The organism is Comamonas sp. (assembly GCF_036666375.1).
Lineage (GTDB): Bacteria > Pseudomonadota > Gammaproteobacteria > Burkholderiales > Burkholderiaceae_C > Comamonas.
Window position 1 is genome coordinate 12,538 of the sequence record NZ_JAVWWA010000125.1, and the last position, 1,141, is coordinate 13,678.

The 1,141-nt window shown below is 70.4% G+C and carries 1 protein-coding gene; it reads left to right on the forward strand.

The window, feature by feature from the left end:
- Window positions 1-1,141: SGNH/GDSL hydrolase family protein (locus RR928_RS21765; protein WP_332684216.1), on the forward strand; the 1,141-nt coding region annotated here is incomplete at both ends.

The following is a 1,141-nucleotide window of genomic DNA, read 5'->3' on the forward strand; positions in this document are numbered from 1 at the left end:
CCCACCTGGGGCGCGGACTTCCTGCTCCCTGCCAATGTCCCGGCGGTACTGCACGACCAGACCGTGCGCCAGGTGGCGCGCCTGAGCCTCGGAGGGCAACGCCTGCGCATCGTGCTGTCCAATGCCTACGGCGCCGAGCCCATCGTGGTCGGCAAGGCCACGCTTGCCCGGCCGGCGGGCAATGGAGCGGTTGCCGCCGACAGCCTGCGGTCGCTGACTTTTGGCGGTCGGGAGGAGGCAACGGTGCTTGCCGGCGCCTCGCTGGTCAGCGACCCCGTGGCCCTGGACGTTCCGGCGCTGGCGCAGGTGGCGGTCAGCATCCATCTGCCGCAGGCGACGGCCGTGCGCACCTTTCACTGGGATGGCCGCCAGACGGCCTGGATCGCGCCCGGAGACCAGACATCAAGCGTCGCTCCGGCCAAGGTCGGGAATGCGGTGCAGACCACCACGGCGCGGCCGTTGCTGACGGGAATCCAGGTGGAAAGCGCAAGGCCCGCGCGGGCTGTCGTGGTGCTGGGCGACTCCATCACCGACGGCGCCAGCGCCAGCCTCGACAAGGACAGCCGCTGGCCGGACTTCCTCGCGGCCCGGCTCGCACCGCAGGGGGTGGCTGTGGTCAATGCGGGCATTTCGGGCGCGCGGCTGCTGGCCGACGGCATGGGCGTCAACGCCCTGGCGCGGCTGGAGCGCGATGTACTGGCCCAGCCGGGTGCCCAAAGCGTGATCGTGATGCTGGGCATCAACGACATTGCCTGGCCCGGAACGGCGTTCGCGCCCCAGGCTTCACGCCCGACGCTGGCGGCGCTGACCGCGGGTTACCGGCAACTGGTCGCCCAGGCCCATGCGCGCGGCCTGCGCGTGATCGGCGCCACGCTGACGCCGTTCGAGGGCGCCTTGCCTGGGACGCCGTTGAGCAATTACTACCAGCTTGACAAGGAAGCGCTGCGCCAGCGGGTCAACGACTGGATTCGCCACAGCGGCGCATTCGATGCGGTGATCGACTTCGATGCCGCGCTGCGCGATCCCGACCATCCCACCCGGCTGGCCGCGCGCTTTGATTCCGGCGACCGCCTGCATCCCGGCGATGAAGGCAACCGCGCAATGGCCCAAGCCGTCGATCTCGAAGCGCTACTGCCGGGAA